The organism is Chryseobacterium sp. SN22 (genome assembly GCF_008329705.1).
Lineage (GTDB): Bacteria > Bacteroidota > Bacteroidia > Flavobacteriales > Weeksellaceae > Chryseobacterium.
This window is the reverse complement of record NZ_VTSX01000027.1, coordinates 1-12,942: the sequence shown is the minus strand read 5'-3', so window position 1 is coordinate 12,942 and position 12,942 is coordinate 1. Positions and strand designations below refer to the sequence as shown.

Below are 12,942 nucleotides of genomic sequence, written 5' to 3'. Positions count from 1 at the left end.
TAGCCCTACAAATTATTAAATATGATAGATAAGATCAACATCAGGGTATATGCCTGTGCGGTAAAAAACAGGAAAGTGCTGGCCCTATTTGAAGAATATGCAGGAGAACCCTTAATGAAATTCCCGGGTGGCGGCCTGGAATTCGGCGAAGGCGTTATCGAATGCCTGCACCGTGAATTCGATGAAGAGCTGAATGTAAAAATAGAGATCGCAGAGCATTTTTATACACAGGAAGGCTTTCTGGTATCGCGCTTCAGGGAAAACGAACAGCTGCTGACCATTTATTACATCGTCAATATCATCAATGAGCAGGATTTCCTGATTCTTGATCCGTGTATCGAAAAAACCGAATGGGTAGACATCGACAGACCGGATAACCCGTTTCCGTTACCGGTAGATCAGATCGTATTTGATAAATTAAAAGAAAAATTCCCGTAAGCAACCTTACAGGAATTTTTACGTTTCGTATTCTTTGTTATCTCGGTACCCTGAAAGTACTGGCGCCCGGATAAGGCTGCAGGTAACCGGAGTTCCAGTTGGACTGAAGCAGGGATTCCAGATATTCGTCGGTACGGTTCCGGTGCGGATCATATGGATCTTTAAGATCGATGTCGGCCATTTTACCTTTTACATTCCACCAGAAAGCACTCCAGCCTCCTCTCAGTTCTTTAATAATTTCATAAACGTTTTTGCCGGTAGCCCGGTTCATCAATTTGGCAAATACCTGGCCTTCGGTTGTAGTAAGATCCCGGAGCTGCTTTTCATACTGATCGGCCAAAATATTCTGCCGGTCACGGATGTATTTTCTTTTGGATTTATCATCAAGATTGGTCATTTCACCCTGAATGTCGCGGTATTGCTGTAAAGCCATTACGAAAAGCGGATAAACCCGGTACAGCTTTTTATTAAGGAAATAATAATAATTCCTGTCCAGCTGGTTATTGAATCTCGGTTTATTCAGTAAAACCAGTTCATCCATCACCACTACCGTCTCCCCGTTGATTTCGTAAATCTTTGCCTTCTGCCGCTCATCATAAAAATATTTATTTCCGAATTCGTCTGTTTTCAGCAATTCCTGAGGGTATTGGCTTAACGGCTTTGCAATGACAGAATCTTTCTGACCGAAAATGCTTACCCCAAAAAAGAAAAGGAAAAGGCAAATAATCTTACTAAATTTCATTATTTTTACACTTGTTAGAACAAAAATTGAACGCAAAAATCATTCCTTTTTATGAAATTTGAAAAGAAATCTTTGAAATTTTTAGAGAAATACTTAAACACTTCATCCCCAACCGGATATGAGCATGAAGGCCAGAAAATCTGGATGGATTACATCCGTCCTTACGTTGATAAAGTAGAAGTGGATCATTATGGTACCTGCTACGGAATCATCAATCCTGAAGCAGAATTTAAAGTAGTTATCGAAGCCCACGCCGATGAAATTTCATGGTATGTAAATTATATTACAGATGACGGTCTTATTTATGTAATCCGGAACGGTGGTTCTGATCAGACAATCGCTCCGTCGAAAGTCGTTCACATTCATGGCGAGAAAGGAATTGTAAAAGGTGTTTTCGGGTGGCCGGCCATTCATACCAGAAGCAATCAGAACGAACCGACCCCGAAAATCGAAAATATTTTCATTGACTGTGGCGCTACTTCAAAACAGGAAGTTGAAGATATGGGAATTTATGTAGGCTGCATGATTACCTATCCGGATGAATTTTTTGAAATGAATGACCGGTATTTTGTCTGCCGCGCACTGGACAACCGGATCGGCGGATTTATGATCGCGGAAGTAGCGAGGCTTCTTAAAGAAAATAAAAAAACAATCCCTTTTGGTTTATATATCACCAATTCCGTTCAGGAAGAAGTGGGATTATACGGTGCGGATATGATTGCCGATACCATAAAGCCTAACATCGCGATCGTAACCGATGTTACCCATGACACCACCACCCCGATGATCGAAAAGAAAAAAGAAGGCGACCAGAAATGCGGAGCCGGACCGGTAGTATTCTTTGCACCGAGTGTTCACCATACCATCCGCGAACTGATTATTCAGACGGCCAAATCAAAGAATATCCCTTTCCAAAGGGCCGCAGCCAGCCGGGCAACAGGAACCGATACGGATGCCTTTGCCCATTCGAACGGCGGCGTACCAAGCGCATTGATTTCTTTACCGTTGAGATACATGCATACCACTGTTGAAATGGTGGCCAAAGAAGATGTCGGAAACGTGATTCAGCTGATTTACGAAACCATTCTGGAGATCAAACCGGAAATGAAGCTGAAATACCACTAAAATTTTATTGATGAATGATGATTGATAATTGATGTGAAATATCTGTTATCCGTCTATTGCAAGATTTAATTTAAAGTAAAACGATAAAAGTAAAAATGAAAACAAAGCTTATTGCCCCTTCCCTTTTAGCCGCAGACTTCGGTAATCTCCAGCGGGATATTGAAATGCTGAATCATTCCCAGGCGGACTGGATCCATGTAGATGTGATGGATGGAAGGTTTGTCCCGAATATTTCGTTCGGCTTTCCAATGATGAAAACCGTTCAGCAGCACGCCGGTAAATTTGTGGATGTGCATCTGATGATTGTAGAACCAGAAAAGTATGTCGAGGAATTTATCAATCAGGGAGCCGACCTGGTTTCCGTACATTACGAAGCCTGCACGCATCTTCACAGGACCATTCATCATATTCAGGATCTGGGAGCGAAAGCAGGAGTTGTTTTAAATCCTTCTACACCGGTTTTAATGCTGGAAGACATCATTGCCGATGTTGACCTTGTTCTTTTAATGAGCGTAAATCCCGGATTCGGCGGTCAGAAATTTATCGAAAACACCTACAAAAAAATTGCAGAGACCAAGGATTTAATTCTAAGCAATAAGTCTACGGCTTTAATTGAAGTGGATGGCGGAGTAAATATCGATAATGCCGCAAGACTCTTTGAAGCCGGAGCCGATGTGCTGGTAGCCGGAAATGCGGTATTTTCTGCAGAAAGTCCGGAGCGAACCATCGAACTGATGAAAATTTAATTTATTTCGGAATAAAATACATAAAAGGCAGTTCAAGGGAGAACTGCCTTCTTCTTTGTGAAAATCTGAGCCTATAATGGTTATTAGTTTCAGAAAACTTTAATGCTTAAATTTTCCTTTTGTTCTAATGCTGGTGTAAAGATGAGAATAAATAAACACAAACATATCCGTATAAATACGGAAAATGAATTTACGTATTTATACGTAATACCACATTTAAGTAAATCTTTAACTTATCCCTATTAGTCAACAAATAGGGATAAATGATTAGAGATCAGAATTATAATTTAAAAATAAATCAAAATATCTGATCGGCATTGCCTGTACAAAACAGAAAATCCGGAGAATTTTCTCCGGATTTTTTTATGATAAAGTAAATCTTCTTAAAAAATCTCTCTTCCTGAAAAATGGAACTGAGCTTCAATAAGCGCGTTTTCATCAGAATCCGAGCCGTGAACAGCATTTTCTCCGATGCTTCTCGCAAACATTTTTCTGATGGTTCCTTCTGCAGCTTCCGCAGGGTTAGTAGAACCGATTAATGTTCTGAAATCTTCAACCGCATTGTCTTTCTCAAGAACAGCAGCAACGATAGGTCCTGAACTCATGAAATCTACCAGTTCCCCGTAGAATGGTCTTTCAGCATGTACTTCATAGAATTTTTTTGCATCAGCTACTGTAAGCTGTGTTAATTTCATCGCTTTGATCTTGAAACCTCCTTCTGCGATTTTACCTAATATAGCACCGATGTGTCCGTCTGCAACTGCGTCAGGCTTAATCATAGTGAATGTAATGTTAGACATAAATAAATAATTTTTTTAATGGCGCAAAAATACAAAAAATTCCTGTCTTTTTAATTTTAAAATATTTTTAACATAAAAATAACATTTATTAAGAAATTATAGGTAAAACTTTGGCACAGGATTTGTTTCTACTATTACGATTCTCATGTTTAATTTGAGTTTTCATGGTTATTAGTTTTTACCCAGCTTCGGCTGGGTTTTTTATTGTCAAAATCCCCAAATTCATCTCTTAACCCAGACATTTTTAAATAATTAAACTAACGTTTAACAAAATTATAATATCAGCATGGATTTTTGAATATCAGCATCAAAACTGTGAGATTGGACAGGAACCGCCCAACTGATAATTGAAAGCTTATGATTCTGCTGATAAACCGACAGATGTAATATACAGAAGAAAATTTGCACGAAAATGCAGTTGCAAAAAGCACTTGATTGAATCCGAGAGAATCTTTATTCAAAAAAACTCAGTTATACAAATCAAGAACCGCAGAGGCGGTTTCTAGTTTGCAGGCTCGTTCTTTTAAAAAATGTCTGCTCTTAAAGTAAACCGGCAGATTGAATTATTTCTGGGAAGCTTCTTCCGCCTCCTCCATCAGTTTAATGTAAGTGGCATACCGGGAATGCTGTATTTCTCCCGTTTCCAAGCCTTCAATAACGGCACACTTCGGCTCATTGATGTGGAGGCAGTTGTGGTATTTGCAGTCTTCTCTCTTTTTGAAAATTTCCGGGAAATAATGCTGTACCTCTTCCTTTTCGATATCAATCATGGCAAATTCACGCACGCCGGGCGTGTCGATCACATTGCCGCCGAAATCCCAGAAATGCATCTGGGCAAAAGTGGTGGTATGTTTTCCCTTCAGGTGGGTATCGGAAATTTCAGAAGTCTTCAGATTCAGACCGGGCTGCAACGCATTCACCAAAGTAGATTTTCCACATCCGGAATGCCCGAAAAATACGGACGTTCGGTTCCGGAGAAGTTCTTTTAACTGATCGAGATGCAATCCTGAATAGGATGAAATTTCCAGAGAACCGTAACCGATTTCATTGTAAAGGAACTCCATATCTTTTACAATCTCAATTTCTTCCTCATCCAGAACATCCATTTTATTGAAAAGAATCAGAGGAGAAATGTTGTAGGCTTCACAGCAGGCAAGAAACCGGTCAAGAAAACCAAGTGAAGTCTCGGGGTGTTTTAAAGTAAAAATAAAGCACGCCAGATCAATATTCGAAGCAATGATGTGTGCTTCTTTGGAAAGGTTGACTGATTTTCGGATCAGGTAATTTGTGCGCGGTTCAATTTTCGTGATCCAGGCAATATCATCCTGTTCCAGCTGAAACTCTACAAAATCGCCTACAGCAAGCGGATTGGTGAGCCGGGTTTTGATAAGTTTAAATTTCCCGCGGATCCTTGCCTCGAAAATTTTTCCGGTCTCCATTTCCAAAACCTGATACCAGCTCCCTGTAGATTTAATGATTTTTCCTTTCATATAATAAGATGGTGCAAATATAAGGAATTAGGTTCAGGTTTAGGAATAAGAGTGTCTGAGAGTTGGAGAATATCAGTTTCTTTCCAACTCTCACACTATTATATTCCCCAACCCCAAACTTAATTATCTGTTGATCATAATATTGTTCTGTACCTCAATGGATTCTTCATGGATCGCCTTGAACACTTTCTCGATAAATTCCTGCGACATCCCCGTTTCTATAGCCTTTTGATTGGCATATTCCGTAATGACCTTCCAACGGTCCGGCTGAAAGATCGCAATATCATTTTCTTTTTTCAGCTTCCCGATTTTTTCCGAAATTTTCATTCTTTGGGAAAGCAGTTCGATCAGCTGGAAGTCGATATCCGAAATCAGGGTTCTGTGACGGCCCATATCTCCTTCAAAACCTTCAAAACCGGAATTTCTCATCTTTAAGTTCCCGATCAGTCCGGCCAGGACTTCAGGGGTAATCTGCTGGGAAGCATCACTCCATGCTTCATCCGGATTGCAGTGGGTTTCAATGATCGCCCCCTGGTAACCGACATTCATGGCCTCCTGGGTAATATCGGCAAGCCCCGTCCTGTTTCCGCAGATGTGCGAAGGATCGATCAGCATCGGGATGTTCGGAAACTGGCTCTTGAAATCCAGGGCAATCTGCCAGTTCGGATTATTCCGGTATTTTGTTTTCTGATAGGTGGAAAAACCTCTGTGGATTACCCCTAAATTTTTAATATCCTGACCTAATAAGCGTTCAAGCGCACCGATCCATAAAGCAAGATCCGGATTTACGGGGTTTTTCACCAGGACAGGCTTATCGGTTCCTCTTAAGGCCATAGCAATTTCCTGTACGGTAAAAGGGTTTACGGTAGAACGGGCGCCGATCCAAAGAATATCCACGTCCGCTTCCAGTGCGGCAAAAACGTGGTGGGCATTGGCCACTTCGGTTGCCGTTCTGAAACCGTACTCTTCCTTTACTTTTTTCAGCCAGTTGAGACCAATTACGCCTACCCCCTCAAAACCGTTGGGTTTTGTACGCGGCTTCCAGATTCCCGCACGGAAAATCGGAACATTGGCGTTGGTTTCACGTATTCTTTTTGCGGTTTCCAGCATCTGGGCTTCACTTTCCGCACTGCATGGTCCTGCGATCATGATGGGTTGTGAAAACTCATCCGTCCAGCTGCTTTTTAATTCTTTTAAATCCATTATTCTTACTTATTTTTTTGTTTTATATTGAGTACATAGCAGAAAGCATTATAAAATTATTTTATAATTCTTTTCAAAAAACTGCCGTTAAAAAATTATTTATTAAAGGGAAAAGGAATTGAAGAAATCAATATCCCATTATTTTTTGGAAAGAAATTCAGTTAGCAATACCAATAATAAAATCGATAATAGTTTCTGAAATTTCTAAAATAGGTAAACAAAAAGCTAAAACCACCGCCGAAAGATTGATCAGCGGATGTGAAAAAAGACTGGTATGGATTGGATAATTTTTCCATTGTGGATCGTCTGTTCCGGGCTTTTGTTTATAAAATGTATCTGTCTGAAAAATGATTTTTCCGCTCAAATACCCGACAAATATATAAAATTTATTTAAATACTGATTTCTGAACCAATATTTTTTCATGCAATCTGCGAAAAATCAGTTTGAGGATCAGCATTAAAAATACGGAAGAAATAAATAAAGATAATTTTGAAACGAACCTCTGCATCTGAAATAGCATGAGTGGTAAACCTAACTGGTTTAAAAAACCGTTAGGTTTATTTATTTGGATTTCAGAGTTTTGAATCTGACTCATTTCTGACAGGCTGTTAAGTAAGATCAAACCGCATCAGGTCATCAAGATCTTTCAGCAGCGGGTTCTTTTCAGCAAATTTTTCAAAGATTTTCCTTTTCGTCATTACCTCGATCTTCAGGTTTTCGATATCTCTTTTATACACCACCCCTATAGAAAAATTATGGACTTTTGTTTTAAAATGATTGAAAAATTCACGGCTCACTTTATCGAATTCCGATTTTGCAGAATCTGAGGGGAATAAAACCGTAATCTGGTTTTCCCCGGATTTCAGGAGCTTAAATGTTTTAATGGCATTAAAAACAAAGGTGTCTTTCTTTTGAAGCTGTTTCAGCAACAGGTTCCATTCCGCCTGAAGGTCGGTTTCAGTAAAATGGTTCTGGGGAAGGCTTTCGGTTTTTTCAGCCACCTCTTCTTCTTCGGCAACAACGTCTTCTTTATTTAAAAAAGCACTGATGCTGAAGCCGGAAGAGATCACCTGCCTGGTAAGAGGCTTGGTAGTGGTTTTCCTGATCTCTGCTTCCCGTGGCTGGGTAACATCCGCCGGCTTTGGCGGTGGAGCTTCTGTTTTGGTTTCTTTGGTTTCCCGGCTTTCAGCAGCTTTAATTTCATCCTTTTCCTTAGGAAACGGAGGCAGTATTAAGAACTTTTTTTTTTAGCAACGCCTGAATCAGCCGTTAAAGAAGCCATTTGCATCAAAGCAATTTCTACGGTAAGCCTCGGGTTCTTTGAATTTTTATAATTGATATCAGCGTGGTTGCAGATCTCAATGGCATCGATCAGCTGCTGCGGGCTCCATTTCTGTGCCTGCTCCACAAACTTGGCTTTGGTCTGTTCCCCGACTTCAATAAGTTCGATCGTGGAAGCATTCTGTGCCATCATCAGATCCCTGAAATGATTTCCTAACCCTGCAATAAAAATATGCGGGTCAAACCCTTTCTTTACGATTTCATTGAATGCAAAAAGAACTTCGGGAATTTTATTTTCTTTAGCTAAATCTACAATTTTTAAGTACTGATCGTAATCCAGAATATTCAGGACTTCAGCTGCTTTCGCTAAGGTAATATTCTTCTGCGAAAAGGTAGAAAGTCTGTCAAAAATAGAAAGGGCATCCCTCAATGCACCGTCTGCTTTCTGGGCAATTAAATATAAAGCATCATCTTCATACCGGATGGTCTCTTTCTGAGCAATCGTTCTAAGATGACCCTGAATATCTTCAATCACGATCCTTTTGAAATCGTAGATCTGGCATCTTGATAAAATAGTTGGAATAATTTTATGCTTTTCAGTTGTTGCCAGAATAAAAATAGCATGCGCCGGCGGCTCCTCAAGGGTCTTAAGGAAAGCATTGAATGCTGCAGAAGACAGCATATGGACCTCATCGATAATATAGACCTTGTATTTACCGGTCTGTGGCGCGTAACGTACCTGATCAATCAGTTCCCTGATATCGTCTACGGAATTGTTGGATGCGGCATCCAGTTCATAAATGTTGTAGGCAAAGCCGTCTTCAGAAACCGAACCGTCCTTTTCGTTGATCTTTCTGGCGAGAATCCGGGCACAGGTTGTTTTTCCCACTCCTCTGGGGCCACAGAACAGCAAAGCCTGAGCCAGCTGGTTTTCTCCGATAGCATGTTCTAAAGTATCCGTGATATGAGATTGCCCGACCACGGTGTCAAACTCCTGTGGGCGATATTTCCGTGCAGATACGATAAAATTTTCCATTGGCCAAAAATAAGAAATATAGTTCTAATTCAAAAACGAAATGCTTTCAAATTAATACAAAAACTTAATTCGGTCAATGGGAAATTTTCTCTCATCATTATTTCGATTCATAGGCGAAATCGATGATCTCGGCAATGGCTTTTTCGATTTCCCTCCTTCCGTCTTCAGATTTCAGATCGATTCCGCAGAACATCTGTGCATTATAAGCCGTATAAAGATTGAGGTAATAAGCTCCGGAAACCAGTAAGGCAGCAATGGCACGGTATCTCATCGACTGATCGCCGAAATGAGGATCTACAACATTTTTAAAGAGTACTTCTCCCATTTCTTCCCTGTCGTCAGCCACTTTTTTCAGAATCGGTTTATTTTCGGAAAGCCCCCAAAGAATAATTTTCTGAAGTTCTTTATTTTTCTTGATATGTTCGAACTGATTAAGGATGGCTACCTTGGATAATTCTTTTCCGCCATCGGAAATATCAACCTGGATATTATCCTGGTTCATCCGGCTCCAGTAATCCTGAGAACGGATATACTCGTCAATCAGTTTCTCGGTACTTCCAAAATACTCGTAAATCAGTTTCTTGTCAAATCCCGCTACTGCAGCGATTTTACTTACTTTTAGTCCTGAATATCCTTTTGTTCTTAAAATTTTCCCAACTGCAGCCAGCAGTTTCTGTTTAGTTTTTTCTTTATCCCTAATAGGGCCCTGTACCACTTTTCTAGGCATGTTATTATTTATTTTTTTGCAATATGCAACTTTTTATTGATATCTTCAAATGCATTAAGCGTTTTATCAAGATGTTCTCGTTCATGAGTAGCTGTCATACTCATCCTGATTCTCGCATCCTTCCGGGCTACAGCAGGATACATAATAGGGTTGGTATATACCCCTCTGTCCAGAAGCATCTTACCCACATCCATTGTTATACGCGGTTCTCCGATTTTTACGGGAATTACCGCAGAACGGGTGGTTCCGGTTTCCATTCCCATAGCATCCAAGCCTTTTTTAAAATAATTGATGTTTTCCCACAATTTTGTTCTGAGCTGAGGCTCTTCATCAATAAGCTCAATTGCTTTTACAGTGCCTGCGGCTGTTCCCGGAGGTGTGGTTGCAGAGAAGATCTGCTGCCTGGACTGGAACCGGATGAAATTCGTTAGTTTTTTATCCGCAATTACATATCCCCCGATATTTCCAAAAGTCTTACTGAAAGTTCCGGTAATGATATCAACTTTATCAAGCAATCCAGCCTCTTCAATAGTCCCTCTTCCTGTTTCCCCCAGGATCCCTACTCCATGTACATCATCAATCATCAGGTATGCATTATATTTTTTTACTAATTTATAAATTTCTTCAATAGGTGCCGTGTCTCCATCCTGCGAATAGACACCATCTATTACGACCAGTTTTGTACGGAATTGCTGTTCTGAGGTTTTCAGAATATGTTCCAGAGCTTCCAGGTTATTGTGCGGAAACGTCTTTCTGTTGGTAAGAATACACCCTTCGTATACGCTGGCATGGACGGCCATATCAATAATGGCAATATCTTCTTTCTGCAGCAGGATCTGTAACGTAGCACTGTTGGCAGTGTATCCGGTTGTAAAGGTTACCGCTTCATCCTGACTGCGTCCGAAAAAGCCTGCTATTTTGGTTTCAAGTTCGTTGTGGTAGGAATAGTACCCGCCAATAAGAGGAGTGGCTGCAGAACCGGTACCAAATTCTTCAACACCCTTTATGGCTGCTGCTTTTACTTTGGGATGCTGTGTAAGGCCCAGATAGTCGCTCGTTACAAAACTGATGATCTCTTTTGTCACATTGTTTTCTCCGATATTCATAATTGAGCTGCAGCCGGTATTGTTCTGCAGCCGGTAGCGGTGCCCGTTTGTCTTCATATAGTCCAGGAAATCATAATAGATTTCTGCCCGTTGCATCATGTCGAATCCCTGGATATTCTCAAAATCCTTAAAGGTTGCTGTAGTAAAGTCGATTTTCATCCTTATTATATATTTTGTTAGCTGTTAGTAATAACAAATATAAAACTATTTTTAAAGATAATTAACCGATTTTTCTAATAAAATTTAATATACGTAGAATGTTTTTATTAAAAAATCATAAATACCATGCACATTCATAATTCAAATGGAAAATTAACAGTAAAAACCCAATCTGGCAGGACCTATATAAAACATTAATAATTAAACGATTAATTAATAAAAATGAGACAATAATTCACTTCCCAAAGCTATCACTGAAAGCTTTTACGGAATTTTTTACTTTAAGCTTTTCAAGAATGTTCTGACGGTGGCGGCTCACGGTATTGATGCTGATCGAAAGCATATGTGCGATTTCCTTGCTGGTAAGACCCTCACCAATGTATTTCAGGATTTCCATTTCCCTGGCAGAGAGCACATTTTTATAAGTAAACCGGTCCTCAGCTACCACTTCCCCTTTTGCCGTATTGATAATTAAAAACTCTGAAGAAAGATTCTTGGACTGGTCTACCGCCATATTATAAAGACAGAGCGCAAATCTTAACTTCAGGTTATCGGGAGAATAAAAATAGAACATCCGGTGCCTGACAAAACAATAACCGCCATTTCTGTCCTTCATTCTTAGTTTTGACAATACACTGAAGTTAGCCCTTTCTTTAAAATCAATGGTTTCAAGCATTTTGAAAAACCGCAGCTCATGAATATATTTTTTAAGCTTATCATCCGGATTGATCCTTTTAAGAACATCTTCTTCCCAGATTGAATCGATCTCTTTGGGATTTTCAGCCGAATCAATCCCCAGTTCTGCCGCTGTTCCGGAAAAGTAAACATAACTTTTATCTGCCTGCATATCACTCAGCACGGCGATCGCATTTTCTACTCTGCAATAAGATAATGCCATATTTTTATACAGTTCGGGATCCAGGCTACAGGCTCTGTTTTTTTCACTGTTCCTGACCAGGAGTTCTTTATTCAGTGTTTCAACGATTTCCATAAAATGGTTATTTATAAGTATTGATGAAGACTTTTATTCGTTTTACCTTTGCTAAAGTAATAATAATTATACGATAAAGATTGTTGAAGAGAATGAAGAAAATATTTTTAAGTTTTTGCACCTTGTTTATGATCAATAAAAGCCTTTCCCAGACCCTGGAAAAGATGACCTGGTTTAATGAGCCTGAAAAATGGGAAATTAAAGACAACAGCTTGTCGATGTTTGTTACTCCGCAGAGCGATTACTGGAGAATTTCACATTACGGCTTTACGGTGGACGATGCGCCTTTTCTGTATACCACGTACGGCGGCGAATTTGAAGCCAAGGTTAAAATTAAGGGAAACTATAAAGCGAGATTCGACCAGATGGGCCTTATGTTGAGAATTGATAAAGAAAATTACATCAAGGCCGGTATCGAGTTCGTAGACGGTAAATACAACCTCAGTACTGTAGTGACTCACAAAACCAGCGACTGGAGCGTTATTGCCCTGGATAAAATTCCGTCTGAAGTATGGATCAAGGCAGTAAGAAGGCTTGATGCCGTAGAAGTATTTTATTCTTTCGACGATAAAAATTACATCATGATGCGCAATGCCCACCTTCAGGATAACAGTCCGGTTATGGTTGGACTGATGGCCGCCTGCCCGGACGGCAATGGTTTTAATGCGGTTTTTGAGAATTTTAAGATAAAACACCTGCCGGATGAACGCCGGCTCCAGTGGCTCCAGAACCATAAATAGATCAAAAGCAACTTTCAATATATACAGTCAATTTTTAACCTCCTTTTTCAGGAGGTTTTTTTAAGCTTACAATTTTAAAAAAACTTTTGGTTATTATTCAATTTTCAAATACGACTTATTAAATAATACATTAGAAATATCAAAATCAGCATAATATTTTAATTTTCAGGTAAAATATTACATGATACTGTTGTTTTATTACAAATTTTCAATACATTTAATAAAAATTAGATTTTTTGGTGAGATATTTGAACTGGAAAATTTACTTTTAATCACACCACCACTTAAATAGATTATATGTCAACGCACTTTATTTCCCCGAAGGAGAGCCTTCTTAGGTTTCTGAAAAGGTCCTTG

Annotated in this window: 15 protein-coding genes; 5 read left to right on the top strand and 10 right to left on the bottom strand. The window is 39.6% G+C overall.

The features are described from left to right. Positions 1-21: 21 nt before the first annotated feature. Positions 22-438, top strand: a complete 417-nt coding sequence (locus tag FY557_RS16765) for an NUDIX domain-containing protein (protein WP_149248394.1) — start codon at positions 22-24, stop codon at positions 436-438. 37 nt (positions 439-475) lie between these two features. Here FY557_RS16765 and FY557_RS16760 read toward each other — a convergent pair whose 3' ends face one another. Next, the gene (locus FY557_RS16760; protein ID WP_149248393.1) at positions 476-1,180 is read right to left on the bottom strand and encodes a DUF4294 domain-containing protein; all 705 of its coding nucleotides are present in this window, start codon (positions 1,178-1,180) and stop codon (positions 476-478) included. Between the two features lie 51 nt (positions 1,181-1,231). Between FY557_RS16760 and FY557_RS16755 the strand changes: the two genes are divergently transcribed. Continuing rightward, the gene (locus FY557_RS16755; protein ID WP_149248392.1) at positions 1,232-2,305 is read left to right on the top strand and encodes a M28 family peptidase; all 1,074 of its coding nucleotides are present in this window, start codon (positions 1,232-1,234) and stop codon (positions 2,303-2,305) included. Positions 2,306-2,400: 95 nt separating this feature from the next. Continuing rightward, positions 2,401-3,051, top strand: a complete 651-nt coding sequence (gene rpe / locus FY557_RS16750; RefSeq protein ID WP_149248391.1) for a ribulose-phosphate 3-epimerase — start codon at positions 2,401-2,403, stop codon at positions 3,049-3,051. 383 nt (positions 3,052-3,434) lie between these two features. On the opposite strand, the gene FY557_RS16745 is transcribed toward rpe, so the two are convergent. The 5 genes from FY557_RS16745 to FY557_RS16725 form a co-directional block, all read right to left on the bottom strand. Next, positions 3,435-3,851 (bottom strand): nucleoside-diphosphate kinase, encoded by a 417-nt coding sequence (locus tag FY557_RS16745; protein WP_146939275.1) that lies wholly within the window; start codon positions 3,849-3,851, stop codon positions 3,435-3,437. Between the two features lie 563 nt (positions 3,852-4,414). After that, on the bottom strand, positions 4,415-5,341 hold the full coding sequence (rsgA, locus tag FY557_RS16740) for a ribosome small subunit-dependent GTPase A (protein WP_149248390.1): 927 nt from the start codon (positions 5,339-5,341) through the stop codon (positions 4,415-4,417). Between the two features lie 123 nt (positions 5,342-5,464). Beyond that, a complete protein-coding gene (locus FY557_RS16735) occupies positions 5,465-6,544 on the bottom strand; it encodes a chorismate mutase (RefSeq protein ID WP_149248389.1) in 1,080 nt (359 codons plus the stop codon). A gap of 157 nt (positions 6,545-6,701) precedes the next feature. Then, on the bottom strand, positions 6,702-6,968 hold the full coding sequence (locus tag FY557_RS16730) for a hypothetical protein (RefSeq protein WP_149248388.1): 267 nt from the start codon (positions 6,966-6,968) through the stop codon (positions 6,702-6,704). A 185-nt stretch (positions 6,969-7,153) separates the two neighbouring features. Beyond that, positions 7,154-7,615: a hypothetical protein gene (locus FY557_RS16725; RefSeq protein ID WP_228451813.1), complete on the bottom strand. Its 462-nt coding sequence runs from the start codon at positions 7,613-7,615 to the stop codon at positions 7,154-7,156. Between FY557_RS16725 and FY557_RS16720 the strand changes: the two genes are divergently transcribed. Then, on the top strand, positions 7,593-7,796 hold the full coding sequence (locus FY557_RS16720) for a hypothetical protein (RefSeq protein WP_149248387.1): 204 nt from the start codon (positions 7,593-7,595) through the stop codon (positions 7,794-7,796). The two genes, FY557_RS16725 and FY557_RS16720, sit on opposite strands and share 23 nt — an antisense overlap. On the opposite strand, the gene dnaX is transcribed toward FY557_RS16720, so the two are convergent. The 4 genes from dnaX to FY557_RS16700 form a co-directional block, all read right to left on the bottom strand. Next, positions 7,777-8,862 carry a DNA polymerase III subunit gamma/tau gene (dnaX, locus tag FY557_RS16715; protein ID WP_149248386.1) on the bottom strand — a complete coding sequence of 362 codons (1,086 nt, stop codon included), beginning with the start codon at positions 8,860-8,862 and terminating at the stop codon, positions 7,777-7,779. The genes FY557_RS16720 and dnaX overlap by 20 nt on opposite strands. Positions 8,863-8,959: 97 nt before the next feature. Further along, positions 8,960-9,589: a TetR/AcrR family transcriptional regulator gene (locus tag FY557_RS16710; RefSeq protein ID WP_149248385.1), complete on the bottom strand. Its 630-nt coding sequence runs from the start codon at positions 9,587-9,589 to the stop codon at positions 8,960-8,962. 8 nt (positions 9,590-9,597) lie between these two features. Continuing rightward, positions 9,598-10,854, bottom strand: a complete 1,257-nt coding sequence (locus tag FY557_RS16705; RefSeq protein WP_149248384.1) for an aminotransferase class I/II-fold pyridoxal phosphate-dependent enzyme — start codon at positions 10,852-10,854, stop codon at positions 9,598-9,600. Positions 10,855-11,089: 235 nt separating this feature from the next. Beyond that, complete coding sequence (locus tag FY557_RS16700) at positions 11,090-11,845, bottom strand: response regulator transcription factor (protein WP_149248383.1); 756 nt, start codon at positions 11,843-11,845, stop codon at positions 11,090-11,092. A gap of 92 nt (positions 11,846-11,937) precedes the next feature. Between FY557_RS16700 and FY557_RS16695 the strand changes: the two genes are divergently transcribed. Next, positions 11,938-12,585 (top strand): DUF1349 domain-containing protein, encoded by a 648-nt coding sequence (locus FY557_RS16695; protein WP_149248382.1) that lies wholly within the window; start codon positions 11,938-11,940, stop codon positions 12,583-12,585. The last annotated feature ends 357 nt before the right edge of the window (positions 12,586-12,942 follow it).